Source organism: Lentzea sp. NPDC102401, assembly GCF_044765805.1.
Classification (GTDB): Bacteria; Actinomycetota; Actinomycetes; order Mycobacteriales; family Pseudonocardiaceae; genus Lentzea; species Lentzea sokolovensis.
Map to the genome: position 1 here is coordinate 90,566 of NZ_JBIWKS010000010.1, position 21,928 is coordinate 112,493.

The 21,928-nt window shown below is 68.2% G+C and carries 15 protein-coding genes; 5 read left to right on the top strand and 10 right to left on the bottom strand.

The window, feature by feature from the left end; all coding sequences use genetic code 11:
- Nucleotides 1-7 precede the first annotated feature (7 nt).
- The 3 genes from ACIRG5_RS30990 to rpmE all read right to left on the bottom strand — a co-directional run bounded on the left by ACIRG5_RS30990 (nucleotide 8) and on the right by rpmE (nucleotide 2,598).
- On the bottom strand, nucleotides 8-1,216 hold the full coding sequence (locus ACIRG5_RS30990; protein ID WP_402911103.1) for an acyl-CoA thioester hydrolase/BAAT C-terminal domain-containing protein: 1,209 nt from the start codon (nucleotides 1,214-1,216) through the stop codon (nucleotides 8-10).
- 22 nt (nucleotides 1,217-1,238) lie between these two features.
- Nucleotides 1,239-2,303, bottom strand: coding sequence for a peptide chain release factor 1 (prfA, locus tag ACIRG5_RS30995; protein ID WP_402911105.1), 1,065 nt, complete (start codon nucleotides 2,301-2,303; stop codon nucleotides 1,239-1,241).
- Nucleotides 2,304-2,388: 85 nt separating this feature from the next.
- Nucleotides 2,389-2,598 (bottom strand): 50S ribosomal protein L31, encoded by a 210-nt coding sequence (gene rpmE, locus ACIRG5_RS31000; protein ID WP_030480430.1) that lies wholly within the window; start codon nucleotides 2,596-2,598, stop codon nucleotides 2,389-2,391.
- A 243-nt stretch (nucleotides 2,599-2,841) separates the two neighbouring features.
- On the opposite strand from rpmE, the gene ACIRG5_RS31005 reads away from it, so the two are divergent.
- Nucleotides 2,842-3,228, top strand: a complete 387-nt coding sequence (locus ACIRG5_RS31005; RefSeq protein ID WP_402911109.1) for a hypothetical protein — start codon at nucleotides 2,842-2,844, stop codon at nucleotides 3,226-3,228.
- Nucleotides 3,229-3,707: 479 nt separating this feature from the next.
- Here ACIRG5_RS31005 and rho read toward each other — a convergent pair whose 3' ends face one another.
- The 6 genes from rho to argS form a co-directional block, all read right to left on the bottom strand.
- Nucleotides 3,708-5,756 carry a transcription termination factor Rho gene (gene rho, locus ACIRG5_RS31010; protein WP_402911111.1) on the bottom strand — a complete coding sequence of 683 codons (2,049 nt, stop codon included), beginning with the start codon at nucleotides 5,754-5,756 and terminating at the stop codon, nucleotides 3,708-3,710.
- A 320-nt stretch (nucleotides 5,757-6,076) separates the two neighbouring features.
- Entirely contained in the window at nucleotides 6,077-6,931 is an 855-nt protein-coding gene (gene thrB / locus ACIRG5_RS31015; RefSeq protein ID WP_402911114.1) for a homoserine kinase, read from the bottom strand.
- Nucleotides 6,928-7,995, bottom strand: coding sequence for a threonine synthase (gene thrC / locus ACIRG5_RS31020; RefSeq protein ID WP_402911117.1), 1,068 nt, complete (start codon nucleotides 7,993-7,995; stop codon nucleotides 6,928-6,930). Before thrC ends, thrB begins: the two co-directional genes overlap by 4 nt.
- Nucleotides 7,992-9,308, bottom strand: a complete 1,317-nt coding sequence (locus ACIRG5_RS31025) for a homoserine dehydrogenase (RefSeq protein ID WP_402911120.1) — start codon at nucleotides 9,306-9,308, stop codon at nucleotides 7,992-7,994. The genes thrC and ACIRG5_RS31025 overlap by 4 nt, the downstream gene beginning before the upstream one ends.
- A gap of 3 nt (nucleotides 9,309-9,311) precedes the next feature.
- The gene (lysA, locus tag ACIRG5_RS31030; protein WP_402911123.1) at nucleotides 9,312-10,730 is read right to left on the bottom strand and encodes a diaminopimelate decarboxylase; all 1,419 of its coding nucleotides are present in this window, start codon (nucleotides 10,728-10,730) and stop codon (nucleotides 9,312-9,314) included.
- Nucleotides 10,731-12,368 (bottom strand): arginine--tRNA ligase, encoded by a 1,638-nt coding sequence (argS, locus tag ACIRG5_RS31035; RefSeq protein WP_402911126.1) that lies wholly within the window; start codon nucleotides 12,366-12,368, stop codon nucleotides 10,731-10,733.
- A 169-nt stretch (nucleotides 12,369-12,537) separates the two neighbouring features.
- Between argS and ACIRG5_RS31040 the strand changes: the two genes are divergently transcribed.
- The 3 genes from ACIRG5_RS31040 to ACIRG5_RS31050 all read left to right on the top strand — a co-directional run bounded on the left by ACIRG5_RS31040 (nucleotide 12,538) and on the right by ACIRG5_RS31050 (nucleotide 16,138).
- A complete protein-coding gene (locus ACIRG5_RS31040) occupies nucleotides 12,538-13,362 on the top strand; it encodes a DUF3105 domain-containing protein (RefSeq protein ID WP_402911728.1) in 825 nt (274 codons plus the stop codon).
- Entirely contained in the window at nucleotides 13,362-14,057 is a 696-nt protein-coding gene (locus ACIRG5_RS31045; RefSeq protein WP_319975597.1) for a DUF305 domain-containing protein, read from the top strand. Before ACIRG5_RS31040 ends, ACIRG5_RS31045 begins: the two co-directional genes overlap by 1 nt.
- A gap of 206 nt (nucleotides 14,058-14,263) precedes the next feature.
- Complete coding sequence (locus ACIRG5_RS31050) at nucleotides 14,264-16,138, top strand: acyl-CoA dehydrogenase family protein (RefSeq protein ID WP_402911130.1); 1,875 nt, start codon at nucleotides 14,264-14,266, stop codon at nucleotides 16,136-16,138.
- 218 nt (nucleotides 16,139-16,356) lie between these two features.
- On the opposite strand, the gene ACIRG5_RS31055 is transcribed toward ACIRG5_RS31050, so the two are convergent.
- Nucleotides 16,357-17,526: an ROK family protein gene (locus ACIRG5_RS31055; RefSeq protein ID WP_402911133.1), complete on the bottom strand. Its 1,170-nt coding sequence runs from the start codon at nucleotides 17,524-17,526 to the stop codon at nucleotides 16,357-16,359.
- Between the two features lie 152 nt (nucleotides 17,527-17,678).
- Between ACIRG5_RS31055 and ACIRG5_RS31060 the strand changes: the two genes are divergently transcribed.
- Nucleotides 17,679-21,911, top strand: coding sequence for a GH92 family glycosyl hydrolase (locus ACIRG5_RS31060; protein ID WP_402911136.1), 4,233 nt, complete (start codon nucleotides 17,679-17,681; stop codon nucleotides 21,909-21,911).
- Nucleotides 21,912-21,928: the final 17 nt, after the last annotated feature.

Consider the following 21,928-nt stretch of genomic DNA (forward strand, 5'->3'; position numbering starts at 1 on the left):
ACACAACCTAGCTCCCGAGCTGCTCCCGCAAGAACTCAACCGTCCGTTTCCAGGCGTTCGCCTGAGCATGTGCGGTGGCGCGCGGAACACCACCACCCGAGAAGGTGACACCGGGACCCGGATAGGTCACGTCGGTGGCCGGCCGGTGCGGCGGGCCCGCGATCAGGTGTCCTGCCTCGGGATACACGACGTGCTCGTACGGGAACGGGTGCTCGTGGTCCTTGAGCCGCCGCATCGCGACCTCGCTCAGATCGACGCTGGGCCACCCGTCGTCCTGTCCGGACGAGATGAGCAACACACCCCCGACGATCCGTTCGACGGGGATCTCGGTGTCCTCGGGGATGCCGTCCTCGGTGCTGAACGCGAGCCGCAACGGCACCGGTTCGTCGCTGACGATCCTCGCCCGCAGCTCGTCGCCGATCTCGTACGGCAGATACGGCAGCGGCTCGCCCTTCAACGTCCACGACGCCGCTTCGTACGAGAGCTTCTGCAGCAGGTTGGCACCCGGCCCGATCGCCTGCGTCACCACGCCGCTGCCGACGACGCTCACCACGGCACTGACCTGCGAGAACGTCGCACCGACGAGCAACGCCAGCTCACCACCGCGCGACCCGCCGACGACACCGATCTCGCCCGCGCGTTCGGAGAGGTAGTCGATGGCCTTGCCGAAGTACTCGAGCGGGATGTCGACGAGGTTCTCGGGCAGGCCCTTCATGCCGAAGTAGCCGAGCGCGAACGTGACGAACCCGTGCGCGGCCAGCAGTGCCGCGTCGGTCTCGTGAATGCCGCCTTCCGACCCGCTGAGCACGATGACGCCCGGCAGCTCGCCTCCGTCGTCCTCAGGGGCGAACAGCGTGCCGACCAGTCCGTTCTCCCGGACCTCCAGCCGTTCGACGCCCTCGGGCACAGCGAGCCGTTCGAGAACGCGGTCGCCCACGCCTTCGACGGACAGCACGGTGGGGCCGGCCTTGCCGCCGGTGCGTTCCAACGACCAGAACAACCCCATCGGGTCGACGCCGCGATAGCTGCCATCGAGCGGTGCGTGCCTGGTCAGATCTACGACACCACGGTCGTCCGCCTCGAACACGGCGTGAGAGGCGCGATCGCCCGTGGAGAGCTGCACGGTGACTGTCTGGCCGGGTTTCAACCCGGCCACGAGCACGTCGACCGGCTGGTCGAGGGGCGCTGACTGCGGATTCACCAAGATCTCGGCCACAACGCGCCCCTCCCACGTCGGATTACCCGCCTGCGAGCCGTTCTGCCCGGTCAGCGGCGGCGAGTGCGTCCACCACCGCGTCCAGGTCTCCGTCGAGCACCTGGTCCAGGTTATGCGCTTTGTACCCAACCCGGTGATCGGAGATGCGTGATTCGGGGAAGTTGTAGGTCCTCACCCGTTCACTGCGGTCAACGGTGCGGATCTGGGTGCGCCGCGCGTCCGACTGCTCCTGCGCCTTCTGCTCCTCGGCGAGGGCCACGAGACGGCTCTGCAGCACCTGCATGGCGCGAGCCTTGTTCTGCAACTGGCTGCGCTCGTTCTGGCAGGACGTGACGATGCCGGTCGGCAGGTGCGTGATGCGCACGGCGGAGTCGGTGGTGTTGACCGACTGACCGCCCTTGCCGGACGACCGGTAGACGTCGATCCGCAGGTCCTTCTCGTCGATCTCGACGGCGGCGGTCTCCTCGGTCTCCGGGAAGACGAGAACACCGGCGGCAGAGGTGTGAATGCGCCCCTGCGACTCGGTGACGGGCACGCGCTGCACGCGGTGCACGCCGCCCTCCCACTTCAGCCGGCTCCACACCCCGTCCGGCACCGCGCTCTTGGTCTTGATGGAGACGGTGACGTCCTTGAACCCGCCGAGGTCGGAGTCGGTGCCGTCGAGCATCTCGACCTTCCACCCGTGCCGCTCCGCATACCGCGTGTACATGCGCAGCAGGTCCCCGGCGAACAGCGCGGACTCCTCGCCACCTTCACCGGACTTGATCTCCAGCAGCACGTCGTCGCCGTCGTGCGGGTCACGCGGCAGCAGCAGTTCGTTGAGCTTCTCCTCCAGCTTGGGGAGCTGCTCCTCGATCTGCTCGACCTCCTCCTGGAAGGACCGGTCCTCGGCAGCGAGTTCCTTCGCCGCCTCCAGATCACTCTTGGCCTGCTCGATCTCCCGCGCCGTCTTCACGACGGGCCCGAGCGCGGCGTACCGCTTGCCGAGCTTGCGCGCCCCCGCCTGGTCAGCGTGCACGGAGGGATCGGCGAGCTTCTTCTCCAGCTCGTCGTACTCGGCGAGCAAGCTGTCCAGCGACTGCGACACATCTCCTGCTTTCGTTGGGTTTCCGTGGAAACGGCGACGGCGCCCGCCCCGGCCAGAAGGCCGAGGTCAGGCGCCGTGAAAGCAGCTACTTGTTGCGCTTGCCGTAACGCGCCTCGAAGCGCGCGACGCGACCGCCGGTGTCCAGGATGCGCTGCTTGCCCGTGTAGAACGGGTGGCAGTTGGAGCACATTTCGACGCGAACCTCGGAAGCCGAGGTGCTGCGCGTCGTGAACGTGTTCCCGCAGCTGCAGGTCACTTCGGTGGGGGTGTACTCGGGGTGGATGCCAGTCTTCAAGATCTTGTCCCTTTCAAGGATGGCCGCCGGGTCCCAGTTGGTGAACGGGTGAACCGGAGCCGGACTCGACCGTTTAGTTTGCCAGACCGTTCAACACGTGCAAAAACGCGGTTGTTCCCAACTCCGTCCCGTGGCTTAAGTCACAGCCGCTTAACCTCCGTGATACGCCGTTCGGCGCAAGGTGTGGCCGTTCGGCCAGATACGACTCCATGTTGTTGGCGGGTCTCCATCAGACTGTGTGCCGTGTTCTGCACCTCAGAGCGGCCGATGAACCAGCCCTTGTGGCTGGCAGTGCCGTTCCTGTTCTCCGCCGCCGTGTTCGGCCTCATGGGGTCGGCAGGGCTGATCATGGCTTCCTGGACCACGGTGCCGCTGTCACCGGTGGTGACGGGAGCTGGCGTAGCAGTGGCCGCGGCGGTGTCCGGCGGGGTGCGCTGGAAGCGAACCTGGCAACGCACCTGGCTGAGGTGGCCCTACCTGGCGGCGGTGCTGGCGCTCGGCGTCGTGGAGGGCGCGGTGGAGGTACCCGCCCTGGCCGCGACGGTGGTGGGACTGCCGGTGCTGCTGGGCCTGGCGTTCCAGGCGCTGATGCAGAACGACGAGAGCCGCCAGACCACCCGCTGCCGCTGACCCCGGTTTTCGATCAGATTGGCGGGGTCTGGGGCGGAGCCCCAGGGTTCCGGCGAAGTCGAGTGCTGTTTGGCGTCTGCAAGTACCGCCAACTCATGATCAAACCGCCGCTGACGACACCCGACTCGCCGACGACGCCGTGACGCGACCGGATGCCCCAGCGTGGCCGGTTGGTAGCGGAAAAACGCTTGATGATCTTGAGCTGGTGGTACTTGCAGACGCCATCAGCACAGGGTCGGCTACCGATGACAGACATTGGCGGGGTCTGGGGCGGAGCCCCAGGCATCAGTCGCCACACCAGCACGCACGGCGACCACCTACGGGACTCGCAACAGGCACCCGCCAACGCAACCGGGGGACGCCCCACCCAACCCGCGCGCACCCAACCCCTCGGCATTCGAGTGAACACCAGCAAAAAGACCCCCGGTGACCAGCACCGGGGGTCTTTTCACGTGAAACTCACACGCCACTCAAAAGCGTCAGTCCTGCTCGGACCCAGGCGTCGTCTTCGCGACCTGCATCAGGAACTCGATGTTGGTGCGAGACTTGCGCAGCCGGTCCAGCAGCAGGTCAATGGCCTGCTGCCCGTCCAGCGCGTGCAGCACCCGACGCAGCTTGTGCGTGACAGCCATCTCGTCAGGCGACAGCAGCAGCTCTTCCTTGCGGGTACCGGAAGAGTCGACGTCGACAGCCGGGAACGTCCGCTTGTCCGCGATCTTGCGGTCGAGCTTGAGCTCGGCGTTACCCGTGCCCTTGAACTCTTCGAAGATCACCGAGTCACCGGCGGAACCGGTCTCGACCAGCGCCGTCGCGATGACGGTCAGCGAACCGCCACCCTCGATGTTGCGGGCCGCGCCCAGGAAGCGCTTCGGCGGGTACAGCGCCGTCGAGTCGACACCACCGGACAGGATTCGGCCGGAAGCCGGCGCTGCCAGGTTGTACGCACGGCCCAGACGCGTGATCGAGTCGAGCAGCACGACCACGTCGTGGCCCATCTCGACCAGGCGCTTCGCCCGCTCGATGGCGAGCTCGGAGATGGTCGTGTGGTCCGACGGCGGCCGGTCGAAGGTCGAGGCGATGACCTCGCCCTTCACCGAGCGCTGCATGTCGGTGACCTCTTCCGGACGCTCGTCCACCAGGACGACCATCAGGTGGCACTCGGGGTTGTTCGTCGTGATCGCGTTGGCGATCGACTGCAGCACCGAGGTCTTGCCGGCCTTCGGCGGCGACACGATCAGGGCGCGCTGGCCCTTGCCGATCGGCATCACCAGGTCGATGACACGGGTGGTGAGGATGTGCGGCTCGGTCTCCAGGCGCAGACGCTCGTTCGGGTAGAGCGGCGTCAGCTTGGTGAAGTCCGGGCGGTTGCGCGCCTCTTCCGGGTCCAAGCCGTTGATCTTGTCGACGCGGACCAGCGGGTTGAACTTCTGGCGCTGCTGCTCGCCGTCGCGCGGCTGGCGGACGGCGCCGGTGAGGGCGTCGCCACGGCGCAGGCCGTACTTGCGGACCAGCGACAACGAGACGTAGACGTCGTTCGAGCCCGCGAGGTAGCCCGACGTGCGGACGAACGCGTAGTTCTCCAGCACGTCCAGGATGCCCGCGACCGGGAGCAGGACGTCGTCGTCGCGCACCTCGGTCTCGCGGTCGCCACGACCGCCGCCACCCTGCTCCTCGCCACGGCCACCACGGCGGCGGCGGTCGCGGAAGCGGCCACGGCGGCCACCGTCGTCGTCACCGTCGGGCTGGCCGCCACCCTGGCGGTCACCGCCACGGTCACCACGGTCGTTGCGCTCGCCGCGGTCGCGGTTGCGGTCACGGCCGCCGCGCTCGTTGCGGTCACCACGGTCCGAACGGTCGGAACGCTCGCCGCGGTCGGAACGCTCGGAGCGCTCGCCACGGTCCTGACGCTCGCCACGCTCAGCGCGGTCGCCGCGGTCGGAACGCTCAGCGCGGTCCGAACGCTCGGGACGCTCCGCACGCTCGGGACGGTCGTTGCGCTCAGGACGCTCGGAACGCTGCTCCTGCTGCGGCTGCTGCGACTGGCTCTCGCCCTCGGCGCTGCCACCGCCACGGCCGGAACGACGGCGACGGTTTCCACGGCGCCCACCGTCCTCGGACGAGCGAGCATCGTCGGAAGCGCCGGAGTCGGCGGCAGGCTTCTCCGCTACCTCGAGCTGCTGCTGAACAGGCTTTTCGGCCTTCTCGACCTTGACGGCAACCGGCTTCTCAGCGGGCGCCTCGGCCTTCGCGGCAACCTTTTCGGCCTTCGCGGGCTTCTCGGTCTTCGCCGGAGCGCCGGAGCCTTGCTTCTCCTTGATGGCCGCGATCAGGTCGCCCTTGCGCAGGCCTGCGGTTCCGGTGATGCCCATTTGGCCGGCGAGCTCGCGAAGTTCGGCGAGCACCATGCCGGACAGACCCGCGCGGCGGCGCGGCGTCGTGCCGTTCGATGGGGTGGACAGAGCGTTCTCCTCGGCTCCAGAACCAGCGGCAGCTGCGACTTCGCTGCTCAGCAAATCGGTGTTGGTCACACATGTCCTTCCTGACCAGGCCCCGCCTCCTACGCGGCCCAGCGGACCCGCCTTCCCACTTCAGCGGGGAACGGCGGTCAAGTCCGATGAAGACGGAAGCACGACGGCTTCCCTCAAGCACGGGACTTTTCTCAGATCACACGGCGATCGGGTGCCTCTTTTGCGTTCGCCCCGCCCGCACGGCACAGAGCCGGAACACAAAAGGATTGCGACTCGGAACGAGTGTCCGAGCGCGACACCGGCGCCCGTGCGCGCGGTGACTGATCGCCCCCGAGAGTAGACGCCGGTCCTCCGCCATGCAACAACCGGGGTCGGGCGTGTCAGTCCAATGGACGAACGCGCACGCCGGCGGCGTCGACGTCGAGTCTCCGCACGTCGAAGCCGTGCACGTCGATCTCGGGAGGAAGATCACCGAAGGCGATCACCGTGGGTCCCGCTCCGCTCACGCAGGCGGGAACTCCGAGCTTGCGAAGATCGTTGATCACCCGAACGGTGTCCGGCCATGCGGGCTCGCGATAGTTCTGGTGGAGTCGATCCTCAGTCGCCGCAAGGAGAACCGTCGGATCCGACGTCAGCGCGTGCACTGCCAGGGCAGCGCGCCCCGCGGCGTGCGCGGCGTCCGCGTGCGGCACCTCGGCCGGAAGCAGGCCGCGCGTGGTCTTGGTGGACGACTCCTGCGACGGGATCAGGACGAACGGGCGCACGCGTGCGTCGGCATCCATCCGCACTGCGCGGTAACGCTCTCCTTCAGACCAGGCAACGACAACGCCGCCGAACAGAGAAGCAGCCGCGTTGTCCGCGTGGCCCTCGAACTCGGCGGCGATTTGCAATGCGTCCGTGTCCAACTCGCGACCCAACAGGGTGAATCCGGCTGCGACGCCCGCCACGATCGCGGCCGCCGACGAGCCCAGTCCCCGTGCGTGCGGAATGGTGTTGCGGCACCTCAGCGCCAGTCCACCGGTGTAGCCGGTGGCGCGGACGGCCCGCACGACGAGATGGGTCTCGTCGAGCGGGACATCGCCGGATCCGGCACCGTCGACCGTGATCGAGAGGCCGTCGACGCCTTCGCCGCCGGCCACCTCCACGTCGTCGTACATGCCGAGCGCCATGCCCAGCGCGTCGAACCCCGAACCGAGGTTCGCGGTCGACGCGGGGACGGAGACGAGGAACTTCACGCCAGCTCCAGCGCGTGCGCGACGGCGCCGGGGTCGACCGGGACCGGCTCGACCTCGGTGGTGCCGAGCAACGCCGTGTCGGGGTCCTTCAGACCGTGGCCGGTGACCGTGCACACAACGGTCGAGCCCTTGGACAGACGCCCGTCCTCGGCGGTCATCAGCAGACCGGCGATGGACGCCGCCGACGCGGGCTCCACGAAGATGCCCTCGGACGACGCCAGCAGGCGGTACGCGGCCAGGATCTGCTCGTCGGTGACGGCGTCGATCAGACCACCGGAGGAGTCGCGCGCCTTGATCGCACCCGTCCACGACGCCGGCGACCCGATCCGGATCGCCGTGGCGATGGTCTCCGGGTTCGGCACCGGCTGACCGGACACCAGCGGTGCCGCGCCGGCGGCCTGGAACCCGAACATGCGGGGCAGGCCCTGGTCGTAGGACGTGTAGCCCTTCCAGTACGCGGTGATGTTGCCCGCGTTGCCGACCGGCAGGCAGTGCACGTCCGGCGCCTGCCCGAGCACGTCGCAGACCTCCCACGCGGCGGTCTGCTGGCCGACGAGCCGCACCGGGTTGACCGAGTTCACCAGCGTCACCGGGTACTCGGCGGCGGTCTTGGACGCGAGCTCCAGGCAGTCGTCGAAGTTGCCGTCGATCTGCAGGATCTTCGCGCCGTGCATGACGGCCTGCGCGAGCTTGCCCATCGCGATCTTGCCGCTGGGCACGAGCACGGCCGCCGTGAGACCCGCCTTGGCCGCGTAGGCGGCGGCGGAGGCGGACGTGTTGCCGGTGGAGGCGCAGATGACGGCCTTCAGGCCAGAAGCGAGCGCGTACGTCATCGCCACGGTCATGCCGCGGTCCTTGAACGAGCCGGTCGGGTTCGCGCCCTCGACCTTGACCCACACGTCGGACCCGGTGGCCTCGGAGAGCCTTCGAGCGTGCACCAGCGGCGTGCCGCCCTCGTGCAGCGTCACGACCTCAGCGCCCTCGGGGATCTCGATGCGGTCCCGGTAGGCGTTGATGAGACCGGGCCAGCCTGCTCTCGCGACGTTCGTTCCTTCTGGGCTCACTCTTCGCCCTCCACCCTCATGACGCTGACGACGTCCCGCACCACGGGGAGGCCACCGATTTTGTCCACAGTGGACCGCAGCGCGGCGTCGGTAGCCGCGTGCGTGACGATCACGAGACTGGCGTCCTCGATGCGGCCTTCCTGGCGCACCGCGGCGATGCTCACGTCGTGCTCGGCGAACACCGCGGCGACCTGGGAGAGGACACCGGGCTTGTCGGCCACGTCGAGGCTGATGTGGTAGCGGGTCGGCGTGTTCCCCATGGGCTGCGGGGTGAGCGCGGCGTAGGCCGACTCGCGCGGGCCGTGCCCGCTCGCGACCATGTTGCGCGCCACGGCGACCAGGTCGCCGACGACCGCGCTCGCCGTGGGGGCGCCACCGGCACCCTGCCCGTAGAACATCATCTCCCCCGCCGCGTCTGCCTCGACGAACACCGCGTTGAACGCGCCGTTGACGCTCGCCAGCGGATGCGTCCTGGGGATCATCGCCGGGTGCACTCGAACGGCGACTGATTCCTGACCGGACGGACTGGTGACGCGCTCGCAGATCGCGAGCAGCTTCACCGTGCGGCCGAGGCCCTTGGCGGCCGCGATGTCCGCCGCCGACACCGCGCGGATGCCTTCGCGGTAGACGTCCGAAGCCGTCACGCGGGTGTGGAACGCAAGGGACGCAAGGATCGCGGCCTTCGACGCGGCGTCGAAACCGTCGACGTCGGCGGTCGGGTCGGCCTCGGCGTAACCGAGGCGCGAGGCCTCCTCGAGCGTCTCGTTGTAGCCCGCGCCGGTGGCGTCCATCGCGGACAGGATGAAGTTCGTCGTGCCGTTCACGATGCCCATGACACGCGTGATCCGGTCTCCCGCAAGGGATTCCCGCAACGGGCGCAGCAACGGGATCGCGCCGGCGACGGCGGCCTCGAAGTAGAGGTCCGCACCGGACGCGTCGGCCGCCTCGAACAGGTCCGGGCCGTGCTCGGCCAGCAGCGCCTTGTTCGCCGTGACGACGGACTTGCCGTTGCGCAGCGCCTCCAGCAGAAGGCCGCGCGTCGGGTCGATGCCGCCGATGACCTCGACGATGACGTCCACGTCGTCCGACTTCACCAGCGCCGCGGCGTCCGTGGTGAGCAGGTGCTCCGGCACTTCACGGTGCTTGTTCGGCCTGCGCACGGCGATGCCCGCGAGCTCAACCGGCGCGCCGATGCGCTGGGTGAGGTCCTCGGCCTGGTCTGTCAGCAGCCGGACCACCTCCGTGCCCACCGTGCCGCAACCGAGCAACGCGACACGAATAGGTTTCACGGGGCCCGCCTCTTTGACTGACACTGCCTACACCTCCAGACGGAACAGGTCGTCCTCGGTCTCGCGACGCAGCAGCAGCCGCGCCTCTCCGTCGGTCACCGCGGCGAGCGCGGGCCGTGGAAGTCGGTTGTACCCGCTCGCCATCGAGTAGCAGTAGGCCCCTGTGGCAGCGATCGCAACCAGGTCTCCCGGCGCGAGGTCGTCGGGCAGCCAGCAGTCGCGAACGACGATGTCACCGGACTCGCAGTGCTTGCCGACGACGCGGCACAGCACGGCCCGCGATTCGGGCTCCGCGGCACGGGAGACGAGCTTGCAGTCGTAGACCGCGTCGTACAGAGCAGTGCGGATGTTGTCGCTCATGCCGCCGTCGACGCTGACGTACCGGCGCCGCGCGCCACCGTCCAGCTCGATGTCCTTGATCGTCCCGACCTCGTACACGGTGACCGTGCCGGGGCCGACGATCGCGCGGCCGGGCTCGACCGCGATGCGAGGCATGCTCAGGCCGTTGTGCTCGCACTCCTTCTGCACGATGTTGTGCAGCTGCCGCGCGAGCTCGGCAGGCGGGGGCGGGTCGTCGTCCGGCGTGTAGGCGATGCCGAGTCCGCCGCCGAGGTCGACGACGTTCAACGTCGGGATGTCCCCGTGCTCCTTGCGGATCTCGGCGAGCAGGCCGATCACGCGGCGCGCGGCGACCTCGAAGCCCGACGCGTCGAAGATCTGCGAGCCGATGTGGCTGTGCAGGCCGACGAGTTCGAGGCCGCTGGCCTTCAGCACGCGGCGCACCGCCTCGGCCGCGTCGCCGGAGGACAGCGAGAAACCGAACTTCTGGTCCTCGTGCGCGGTCGCGATGAACTCGTGCGTGTGCGCCTCGACGCCGACCGTCACGCGGATCAGCACCTTCTGCACCACACCGCGGTCACGCGCGATCTGGTCGAGGCGCGCGATCTCGTGGTACGAGTCGAGCACGATCCCGCCGACGCCGGCCTCGACGGCCGCGATCAGTTCGGGAACGCTCTTGTTGTTGCCGTGCAACGCGATGCGCTCGGCCGGGAAGTTCGCGCGCAGAGCGATCGCGAGCTCACCGCCGCTGCAGACGTCGATGGAGAGGCCTTCTTCGGCCACCCACTTCGCGACCTGCACGCTCAGGAACGCCTTCGAGGCGTAGTGCACGAGCGTCGGGTCACCGAACGCCTCGGCGTGCTCGCGGCAACGCGCGCGGAAGTCCTGCTCGTCCATGACGAACAACGGGGTGCCGTACTGCTCCGCCAGCCCGCGCACGTCCACGCCCGCCAGCTCCACGACGCCGGAAGCGTTGCGGGAGGCGTTGCGCGGCCACACGGTCGGGTGCAGGTAGTCGAGCTGGTCGGCGGTCGAGGGGCGGTCTCCGGCGGTGGTGCCGGATGCCATGACGTCGGCGTGCCGAGGTCCAGCGGGATGTGCTCGCATTTACATTCGCTCCGGTGCGGTGACGCCGAGCAGGCCGAGGCCCGCTCCGAAAACATGCCTGGTGGCGGCGCAGAGCGTGAGCCTCGCCCGGTGCAACGGAGTGGTCTCCTCGTCGCCCTGGGGAAGCACGCGCACGCCGTTCCTGCGGTCGTAGAAGCGGTGGAAGGACCCGGCGAGTTCTTCGAGGTACCTCGCCACCCGGTGGGGTTCGCGCAGCTCGGCCGCGGTCGCCACCACCCTGGGGAACTCACCGATGGTGCGGATCAGGTCGCCCTCGCGCTCGTGCACCAGCAGCGAGAGGTCGTCTCCCTGCGTGACGCCGAGGTCCGCGGCGTGGCGCAGCACCCCCGAGATGCGGGCGTGCGCGTACTGCACGTAGTAGACGGGGTTCTCGCTGTCGTGCTTCTGCAGCAGGTCGAGGTCGATGTCGAGGCTGGAGTCGACGCTCGACCGGATCATGGCGTAGCGCGCCGCGTCCACGCCGACCGCGTCGACCAGGTCCTCCATCGTGATGACGGTGCCGGCGCGTTTGCTCATCCGGACGGGCTGGCCGTCGCTCACGAGGTTCACGAGCTGGCCGATCAGCACCTCGACGCTGTCCGGGTCGTCGCCCAGGGCGGCCGCCGCGGCCTTGAGGCGCGCGATGTAGCCGTGGTGGTCGGCGCCGAGCATGTAGATGCACAGGTCGAAGCCGCGGCCGCGCTTGTCGACGAGGTACGCGATGTCGCCCGCGATGTAGGCCGGGTTGCCGTCGCTCTTGATGACGACGCGGTCCTTGTCGTCGCCGAAGTCCGTGGACCGCAGCCACCAGGCGCCGTCCTTCTCGTACAGCGAGCCGTTCGCCTTCAGCTTCGCGATCGCCTCGTCCACGCGGCCGCTCTGGTGCAGCGAGTCCTCGTGGAAGTAGACGTCGAAGTCGGTGCGGAAGTCGTGCAGGCTGCTCTTGATCTCCTCGAACATGAGCCCGACGCCGACCCTGCGCACCGTCTCGGGGTCGCTCAGCGCACCCGGTTCGCGGCGCAGGACCTCGGCGGCGATGTCGCTCACGTACGTGCCCGCGTAGCCGTCCTCGGGGGCCGGCTCGCCCTTGGCGGCGGCGATCAGCGACCGGACGAACCTGTCGATCTGCGCGCCGGCGTCGTTGAAGTAGTACTCGCGGACGACCTCGGCGCCACGGGCCCGCAGGATCTCGCCGAGCGCGCTGCCGACTGCCGCCCAGCGCGCGCCACCGAGGTGGATGGGGCCGGTGGGGTTCGCGGAGACGAACTCCAGGTTGATCCGCTTGCCGTTCAGCTCGGCGCCGGTGCCGTAACCGGGCTCCAGCGCCGCACGAACGATCGCTCCCTGGGCCTCGGTGGCGATCGTGAGGTTCAGGAAACCGGGACCGGCGACGTCGGCCTTCGCGATGGCGGGCTGGGCCAGCAGGGCCTCGGCCAGCCACGTCGCGAACTCGCGCGGCTGCACGCCGGCCTTCTTGGCGAGCTGCAGCGCGATGTTCGTGGCGTAGTCGCCGTGCTCGGGGTTCCTGGGTCGCTCGACCGTCACCTGCTCCGGGAGAGCGGAGGCCTCCAGACGTCGGTCGGCCAGCAACTGGGCAACCGTCGTCCGGACCAGATCGGCGAGCGCTTCAGGGGTCACGCTGGAACAGTTTAGAGATGCGTTGTCGCAGGTCTCGACCGGGTTACCGGGTCTCGGAGGGTGAGACGGCAAGTGTTAACGCGGACGTGGTATCGCCCTGCGCTGACAGTGACCAGACACGATGTCCCTACACTGGCGCCGGTTGACCAGGACGACATCTGAGGCGGACATGACCAGCGGCAAGAAGACGAAGGCCACACGCAACAGCGTGGCCGCAGCCCGTTCCTCGGTGGTGGCGAGCAAGCCGAAGCCGTGGGGCACGATCATCGCGGTCATCGCGGTGCTGGGCCTCGCGGGCGGTGTTTTCGGGTATGCGTACTCGCAGATCCACGCGAACAACGTCAAAGAGGCCGCCCTGGCCAAGTGGAAGCCCTCGGACACGAACAAGGACCCGTCGACGCAGCTCGCGGGCATCGTGGTCAAGGAGTACAAGGGGTCCCGTCACGTCGAGGCGACCCAGCGCGTCGCCTACGACCAGACCCCTGCCTTCGGCGGACCGCACGACGCCACGTGGGCCGACTGCACCGGTGTCGTCTACGACAAGGCCATCCGCACCGAGAACATCGTCCACGGCCTGGAGCACGGCGCGGTCTGGATCGCGTACAACCCGGACCAGGTCAAGGACGACGCCCTCAACAAGCTCAAGGTCAAGGTCGAGGGCATCCCGTACATGGCGCTCTCGCCGTTCCCCGGTCTCGACAAGCCGGTCTCGCTGCAGTCCTGGGGCCACCAGCTGAAGCTGGACAACGTCGAGGACGAGCGCGTCGACCAGTTCATCTCGTCGCTGCTGCGCAACCCGAACACCTACCCCGAGGTCGGCGCGTCCTGCGAGAACCCGCAGTTCCTGTCGAACCCGGCCCCGTTCGTGGCCGAGAAGCCGGGCGCCGACGCCGTGCCGATGGACGGCGGCAAGGACGACTCCCAGACCGAGGCCCAGCCGAACATGAGCACGCCGCCCACGTCGGGCTCCGTCTCGACGCCCCCGTCGAGCTGATGTCCGCTCCTGACGAGACCGAGGTGTCCGACCGCCCCTCAGGGGTGGCTCGGACCCTCGTGATCGGCGCCGCGGTCCTCGCCGTGCTCCTGCTGGGCGCGGCGGTGGGCCTGCTCGTGAAACTCCCCGGCTCGTCCTCGTCCGGCGCGGTTCCGGCCTCCGGCTCGGTGGACGTCGGTTTCTGCCAGGACATGTCCGTGCACCACCTGCAGGGCATCCAGATGGCGAACATCGCCAGGGACCGCTCGACCGAACCGGACATCCGCCAGCTCGCGTTCGACATCTCCTCCACCCAGCTCGAACAGGTGGGGCGGATGAAGGGCTGGCTGATGATGTGGAACGAGCACGAGCAGAACATCTCCGGCGTCTACATGAAGTGGATGGACGCCGCGGGCGTGCACGGCCACGGCGCCACCACGCCGGAAGCGGGCAAACCGCTGATGCCCGGCATGGCCACGACCGAGGAACTGACCAAGCTGCGCACGATGCCGGCCGGACGCGACTTCGACGTCTACTGGCTGCAGCTCATGCTCCGCCACCACGTGGGCGGGGCACCGATGGCCGAGTACGCCTCGACCGCCGCCGGTCAGCCGTTCGTGAGGACGCTGTCCGACAACATGCTGAAGTCGCAGTCCGCCGAGACCGAGCTGATGAAGGACTACCTGGCGAAGCGCGGAGCCGCACCGCTGCCGTAACCAGGTGTCACTTGTCGCCGTGCGAGGGCCGTCCGTTCATCGGGCGGCCCTTTCGCTTGTCCGGGCAACGCCCATCGCGCGGCTGGTCGCAACGCGCAAGGCCATCCTGAAAAGGGCGGCCTTCCGTTACCTGGTTTCACCCCGCGAGCAGGTGGACATCCGCCTACCCCCGAGTAACGTGGGTCACACCTACTGGGAGGTAACCCATGACCGTCGACGAGCGCGCGGCCAGGCAGGTCGCCGAACAAGCACGGGAAACCCGCTGGCAGCGACCGAGTTTCGGCAAGGAGCTCTTCCTCGGTCACTTCCGCATCGACCTCATCCACCCGCATCCGAGCGGCACCGCCGAGGACCGCGCACGCGGCGAGGCGTTCCTGGAGAAGCTCCGGAAGTTCACCGAGTCCCACATCGACAACACCGTCATCGAACGCGACGCCCAGATCCCCGACGAAGTCCTGAAGGGCCTCAAGGACCTCGGCGCGTTCGGCATGAAAATCAAGCCCGAGTACGGCGGCATCGGACTGACCCAGGTCTACTACAACAAGGCCCTGATGCTCGTCGGCTCCGCCAGCCCCGCGATCGGCGCCATGCTGTCCGCGCACCAGTCCATCGGCGTCCCGCAGCCCGTCGCGATGTTCGGCAGCCCGGAGCAGAAGCAGGAGTTCCTGCCCCGGTGCGCCAAGGGCGAGATCACCGCGTTCCTGCTCACCGAGCCGGACGTCGGCTCTGACCCGGCCAGGCTCGGCACCATCGCGAAGCCGGACGGCGACGACTACGTCCTCGACGGCGTGAAGCTGTGGACCACCAACGGAGTCGTGGCCGACCTGCTGGTCGTCATGGCCCAGGTGCCGGACAAGGGCATCACGGCGTTCGTCGTCGAAGCCGACGCCGAGGGCATCACCGTCGAGAACCGCAACGCGTTCATGGGCCTGCGCGGCCTGGAGAACGGCGTGACGAGGTTCCACAACGTCCGGGTGCCCAAGAAGAACGTCATCGGCAAGGAGGGTGCCGGTCTCAAGATCGCGCTGGCCACCCTGAACACCGGCCGGCTGAGCCTCCCCGCCCTCTGTGCGGGAAGCGCCAAGTGGTGCCTCAAGATCGCCCGCGAGTGGTCGGGCTCGCGCGTCCAGTGGGGCCTGCCGGTCGGCAAGCACGAGGCCGTCGCGGGCAAGATCGCCTACATCGCCGCCACGGCGTACGCGCTGGAAGCCGTGCTGGACCTCAGTTCCGAGCTCGCGGACGCCGGCAAGCACGACATCCGCATCGAGGCCGCCCTCGCGAAGCTCTACGCGTCCGAGAAGGCCTGGCTGGTGGCCGACGAACTGGTCCAGATCCGCGGCGGCCGCGGCTACGAGACGGCGGAGAGCCAGGCGGCGCGCGGAGAACGCGGCATCGCGGCCGAACAGATCCTGCGGGACCTCCGGATCAACCGCATCTTCGAGGGCTCGACCGAGATCATGCACCTGCTGATCGCGCGCGAGGCCGTGGACGCGCATCTCAGCGTGGCCGGCGACATCATCGACCCGGACGCCGACCGCAACGCGAAGATGAAGGCGGCGGCCAAGGCAGGCGGGTTCTACGCCAAGTGGCTGCCCACGCTCGTCGTCGGCAAGGGCCAGACCCCGGCCGGCTACACGGAGTTCGGGCCGCTCGCCAAGCACCTGCGGTTCGTCGAACGGTCGGCGCGCAAGCTGGCGCGGCAGACGTTCTACGCGATGTCGCGGTGGCAGGGGAAGATGGAGCGCAAGCAGCGGTTCCTGAGCCGGATCGTGGACATCGGGGCCGAGCTGTTCGCGATCAGCGCCGCGTGCGTGCGGGCCGCTCAGGACGAGAACCCCAACGCGCATGCGCTCGCGGACGCGTTCGCCAAGCAGGCGCGGGTCCGGGTCGACGAGCTGTTCGAGAAGCTCTGGAAGAACACCGACGACAGCGACCAGGTGCTGGCCAGGCAGGTCCTCGACGGCGACTACACGTGGCTGGAGGACGGCGTGCTCGACGCGTCCATCCCAGGGGCGTGGATCGCGGACTCCACCCATCACGAGTCGACGACGGCGAACGTCCACCGGCCGACACCTCGTTAGCCGTTGCTGCACTGGGCAGGCTGATGGTGGTGCGGGCGCGGCACCTGCCCAGTGCACGGCCGGTAGGGGGCTACGTCCCCCGCATCCCCCTACCGACTCCCCTTGCAACGGAAGGACACAACCCTCCAGGTGGAGGTGTCGGTAACGCTAAGCCACATAACGCCGTTAACAGTTACTACAATTGAGTGAATCACCAGGTGAGAGCTACTCAACTACTCTCAGAGAGTAACTTCAAAGACCAATTCACGTGCCGCCTCCAGGCCCATCGCGAGTGCTCCGGAGAGCACCGCGCCGTCGCCCAGCGAGCCCGCCACGATCGGGGGCGCCAGCGGTGTCATCGTGCGCAGCGTCGCCTCCAGCGGAGCGAGCAGCAGGTCGACGTTCGACCCGACGCCACCGCCCAGCACGACCAGTTCCGGATCGATCACCGCGGCCACGGCGGCGACGAGGAACGCGAGCCGTTCCGCTTCCAGCCGCACGATCTCCAACGCCTGATCGTCGCCTTTGCGCGCGAGGCCGAACACGTCACGGGCCGAGCGCGCCGTCAGCCCGCGTTCCCGTGCCAGGTCCACAACGGATCCCGCCGACGCCGCGTCCTCGAACTGTCCACGACGGACGTCCGAAGCGGACTCCCCGTACGGCAGGAAACCGACCTCGCCGGCCGCCCCGTGCGCGCCGCGGAACAGCACTCCGTTCACGACGATGCCCATGCCGACGCCGGTGCCGACCGTCGCGCACACGAACACGCGCGCGTCCTTGGCCGCCCCGTAGACGTGCTCCCCCAACGCGGCCAGGTTCGCGTCGTTCTCGACGACCATCACCGGCCCGAGCGACGATTCCAGTCCGTCCAGCACGCCGAGCGACTCCCAGCCCGGCAGCTGCGGCGCGTGCCGCACGACCCGTGAGCGCTGGTCGATCACGCCGGGGCTGCCGATCACCTTCACCACGACGTCCGTGAGAGCGATCCCAGCGTCCGCCACCGTGCGTTCGGCCAGCTCGGTCACGGTGCGCACCAGGGCGGCGGCCGACCGGCTGCGGTTGCGCACGTCCACACGGGCCACCACGGACCCGCCCAGATCGGCCAGCGCCGCCCGGATCCGTTCCCGGCCGATGTCGACGCCCAGCACGTACCCGGCGGAGGGATTCGGCTCGTAGACCACCGCGGAGCGGCCAGGACCGGTGGTGGTGCGGCCGGTCGGGCGCACCAGGCCGTGACGTTCGAGATCGACCAGCGCCTGCCCGACGGTGGGCTTGGACAGCCCGGTGTCCTTGGCTATCCGGGGGCGGGTGGCCGCACCCAGAAGGCGCAACCGATCGAGCACGGCGCGTTGGTTGAGCACGCGCATGCCCGCCGGTGTACCCACCTCTGGCGGCTTGCGGTCGCTCACCGGCCGATTCTAGATCTTGATCCACTCGCGCAACGCGCAACTGTTGAGAAGACAGGTTGCGCGACAATTCCTGTCCCGTCCCTTGACAACGATGTCACGTGCCGAAACGCTCCCACCCAAAAGGGGCAGGGCTAGGCGGCGGAAGGGTTGCAATGAGGCAACTGGGGAAGAGACGAACCAGAACTCTGTTGAGCGTTGCGATCACTGCGACACTGGTGTGTGGCGTCACCAACGGCTACGCGGCCGCCGCACCAGAGGAGCCAGGAGTGGGTTTTTCGTCGTCCTTTGAGGACGGTCAACCACAACCGTCGTGGTCGAACACGGTCGAGACCGACGCGTCGGGCAAGCCGAAGGCCGCAGGCGTGATCGGCTCGGACGGCTCCGGCATCCCCGGCAACGTGTCGGACAAGGTCGAGAAGGCCACGGCCAACGGCGAGTACGCGGAGTCCGGCGAGGTCGTCGACAACCTCTGGGACGGCACGGTCAACTCGAAGTGGCTGGTGTTCGCCACCACCGGCTGGGTGACGTACAAGTTCCCCGCCGCCCAGAACATCAAGAAGTACGCGCTGTCCTCGGCGAACGACTCGCCGGAGCGCGACCCCAAGAACTGGACCGTGCAGGGCTCGACCAACGGCACCGACTGGACCGTGCTCGACACCCGCACCGGTGAGACGTTCTCCGAGCGCTTCCAGACGAAGACCTACGACGTCGCGACGCCGGGGTCCTACAGCTGGTACAAGCTCGACATCACGCTGAACAACGGCTCCACGAACATCATCCAGCTCGCGGAGTGGCAGCTCTCCGACGGCTCCACGACGCCCCCGTCGCCGAACATGCGCAGCGTCGTCGGCTCCGGTCCCACGAGCGGCTACACCTCCAAGTCGCGCGCCGGCTGGACGGGCGTGAAGTCGTTCCGCACCCAGGGCAGGCAGACGACCGAGGGCCGTGCGTACAGCTACAACAAGGTTTTCGACGTCGACATCCCGGTCAGCGCCAGGACCGAGCTGTCGTACATGATCTTCCCGGAGTTCGTGACCGACAACCTGAACTACCCGAGCACGTACTCGTCGGTGGACCTCGCGTTCTCCGACGGCACGTACCTGAGCGACCTCAAGGCGGTCGACCAGCACGGCGCGACGCTGTCGCCGCAGGGTCAGGGCGCGGGCAAGTTCCTGTACGCGAGCCAGTGGAACAAGGTGGCGTCCACGATCGGCACCGTCGCGGCCGGCAAGACGATCAAGCGGATCCTGGTCGCCTTCGACAGCCCGAAGGGCCCGACGGACTTCGGCGCCTGGTACGACGACATCCGCATCGGCGACGTCGTCACCAAGCAGTACGCGAAGCCTTCCGACTACGTGCTGACCACGCGTGGCACGAACTCGAACGGCTCGTTCTCGCGCGGCAACAACTTCCCGGCGACCGCGGTGCCGCACGGCTTCAACTTCTGGACCCCGATGACCAACGCGGGTTCGCAGAGCTGGCTGTACGAGTACGCGCAGCGCAACAACGCGCAGAACCTGCCGACGCTGCAGGCGTTCACGACGTCCCACGAGCCCAGCCCGTGGATGGGTGACCGCCAGACGTTCCAGGTCATGCCTTCGGACAAGGCGCCGACCCAGGACCGCGCGCTGCGTGCGCTGCCGTTCAAGCACGACAACGAGATCGCGAAGGCGCACTACTACGGCGTGACCTTCGAGAACGGCATGAAGACGGAGATCGCGCCGACCGACCACGCGGCGGTCTTCCGGTTCACGTTCGCCGACACGGGCCAGAGGAACCTCGTGTTCGACAACGTGAACAACCTCGGTGGTGTCACCCTCGACGCCGCTTCCGGTGTCGTCACGGGCTACTCGGACGTCAAGAGCGGCCTCTCCACCGGCGCGACCCGCCTGTTCGTCTACGGCAAGGTCGACAAGGCGGTCACGGCGAGCGGCCGGCTGACCGGCGCGGGCCGCGACAACGTGGGCGGCTACTTCTCGTTCGGCGACAAGACCGTCGAGCTGCGGATCGCCACCTCGCTGATCTCCGTCGACCAGGCGAAGTCGAACCTGGAGCAGGAGGTCTCGGCGTCCGACACGTTCGACGCCGTGCGCGACCGCGCGCAGGCCGCGTGGGACAAGATCCTCGGCATCATCACGGTCGAGGGCGCGTCCGAAGAACAGCTGATCACGATGTACTCCAACATGTACCGCCTCTACCTCTACCCGAACTCGGGCTTCGAGAACGTCGGCGGCAAGACCAAGTACGCGTCCCCGGTGGCGCCCGCGACCGGTCCGAGCACGCCGACGCAGACGGGCGCGAAGATCGTCGACGGCAAGGTCTACGTCAACAACGGGTTCTGGGACACCTACCGCACGACCTGGCCCGCCTACTCGCTGTTCACGCCGTCGCAGGCGGGTGAGATGGCCGAGGGCTTCGTCCAGCAGTACAAGGACGGCGGCTGGATCTCGCGCTGGTCCTCCCCCGGTTACGCGGACCTGATGACCGGCACGAGCTCCGACGTGGCGTTCGCCGACGCGTACCTGAAGGGCGTGTCGAACTTCGACATCAAGGCCGCCTACGACGCCGCGGTGAAGAACGCGTCCGTCGTGCCGCCGAGCAACAACGTCGGCCGCAAGGGCATGGACAAGTCGATCTTCCTCGGCTACACCGGCAACGACCAGCTCGACGAGGCGTGGTCGTGGGCGATCGAGGGCTACGTCAACGACTTCGGCATCGCGTCGATGGCGAAGGCGCTGCACGAGAAGACGGGCGAGAAGCGGTACGCGGAGGAGCACGAGTACTTCCTCAACCGCGCCCAGAACTACGTGCTGACGTTCGACAAGCGGATCGACTTCTTCCAGAACCGCAACGTCGACGGCTCCTGGCGGGTCGAGGACCCGGCGAAGTACAACCCGCAGGACTGGCGCTACGACTACACCGAGACGAACGGCTGGAACATGGCGTTCACGGTGCCGCACGACGGGCAGGGTCTCGCGAACCTGTACGGCGGACGGGACAAGCTGGCGCAGAAGCTCGACTCGTTCTTCACCCTGCCGGAGACCGCGAAGTTCCCCGGCGGCTACGGCGGCGTGATCCACGAGATGATCGAGGCGCGGGACGTGCGGATGGGCCAGTACGGCCACTCCAACCAGCCGTCGCACCACATCGCCTACATGTACAACTACGCGGGCAAGCCCTCGGGCACCCAGGAGAAGGTGCGCGAGATCCTGTCGCGCCTGTACGTGGGCTCGCAGCAGGGCCAGGGCTACGCGGGTGACGAGGACAACGGCGAGATGTCGGCGTGGTACCTGTTCTCGTCGCTGGGCTTCTACCCGTTGCAGATGGGCAAGCCGGCCTACGCGATCGGTTCGCCGCTGTTCACCAAGGCGACCGTGAAGCTGGAGAACGGCAAGAAGCTCGTCATCAACGCGCCGAAGAACAACGCGAAGAACATCTACGTGCAGGGCGTGAAGGTCAACGGCAAGGCGTGGAACAAGACGTCGCTGCCGCACGACGTGCTCGCGGCCGGTGCCACGATCGACTTCGACATGGGCCCGAAGCCTTCTGCCTGGGGCACCGGCGTCAACGACGTGCCGGACTCGATCACCACCGGTGACGCGGTTCCGACGCCGTTGCGCGACGTGGCTTCCGGCGTTGCCGTGGGCGCGCTGGTCGACAACAGCTCCTCGACCTCCGCTGTGGTGAAGTCGTTCGACTTCAAGGCCGCGGACGTGAAGGAGAAGGCGGAGTTCTACACGTTGACCAACGCCAAGACGGGCACGTCGCCGTCGGCCTGGGAGCTGAAGGGCTCCTACGACGGCAAGACGTGGTCGACGGTCGACAAGCGTTCCGGCGAGAACTTCCAGTGGCAGCAGTACACGCGCTCGTTCAAGATCGCCTCGCCTGGCCGGTACAACTTCTACCGGCTGGAGTTCTCCGGCGACGTGGCCCTGGCCGAGTTCGAGCTGATGTCGAAGCCGCTGCCCGCCGCCACCACCACGGTGACCGGCACCGTCAACGGTCCGCTGCAGGTCAAGGGCGTGACCTATGTGGACGGTGCGACGATCAACGGCCCGGTGACCGTCGCGAGCGGTGCCACGCTCTACGTCTTCGGCGGAGAGATCAAGGGCCCGCTGTCGGCGGCGAACGCGGCCTCCGTGGTGCTCGTGGGCACTCGCGTGGGCGGTCCGGTGTCGGTGCACGGCTCCTCGACGGAGGTCGCGATCGAGAACTCGACGGTCGGTGGCCCTGTGTCACTGACCTCGAACAAGACCAGGTCAGTGGTGGCGGCCACCTCGGTCGGCGGACCGCTGTCCTGCACGGGCAACACCCCCGACCCGTCGAACAACGGCTTCGCGAACGACGTGAAGGGGCCGAAGGCAGGACAGTGCGCTGGGCTGTAACGCGTAACTGACCTTCG

Excerpts from the sequence above, each read along its gene's own strand:
- lysA (WP_402911123.1), bottom strand. The coding sequence starts at position 10,730 with ATGCGAGCACATCCCGCTGGACCTCGGCACGCCGACGTCATGGCATCC.
- ACIRG5_RS31040 (WP_402911728.1), top strand. The coding sequence starts at position 12,538 with ATGACCAGCGGCAAGAAGACGAAGGCCACACGCAACAGCGTGGCCGCA.
- ACIRG5_RS31045 (WP_319975597.1), top strand. The coding sequence starts at position 13,362 with ATGTCCGCTCCTGACGAGACCGAGGTGTCCGACCGCCCCTCAGGGGTG.
- ACIRG5_RS31050 (WP_402911130.1), top strand. The coding sequence starts at position 14,264 with ATGACCGTCGACGAGCGCGCGGCCAGGCAGGTCGCCGAACAAGCACGG.
- ACIRG5_RS31060 (WP_402911136.1), top strand. The coding sequence starts at position 17,679 with ATGAGGCAACTGGGGAAGAGACGAACCAGAACTCTGTTGAGCGTTGCG.